This window comes from Streptomyces sp. SID3343, assembly GCF_009865215.1.
In the GTDB taxonomy this organism is placed as follows: domain Bacteria; phylum Actinomycetota; class Actinomycetes; order Streptomycetales; family Streptomycetaceae; genus Embleya.
Window position 1 is genome coordinate 1 of record NZ_WWJX01000374.1, and the last position, 223, is coordinate 223.

1 protein-coding gene is annotated in these 223 nt (G+C 76.2%); it reads left to right on the top strand.

Going from position 1 to position 223, the window contains the following annotated elements; translation table 11 throughout:
* Positions 1–223, top strand: a 223-nt coding sequence (locus GT354_RS12300) for a glycosyltransferase (protein WP_161356331.1), incomplete at both ends; no start/stop codon positions are given.

Genomic DNA, 223 nt, shown 5'->3' on the forward strand with positions numbered 1-223 from the left:
CCCGGACGAACCGGCGCCCGCCGCCGCCGTGCTCGCGGTCATCCCCTCCTACCAGGAGCAGGACGCCGCCGTGCACGCCGCCGTCCGCTCGATCCTGGCCCAGGAGCACCCCGGCACCGTCCGCGTCGTGGTGGTCGACGACGGCTCCACCGTCCCCCTCACCGGCTTCGACCACCCCGACGTGACCTGGCTGCGCACCCCCAACCGCGGCAAGCGCCACGCC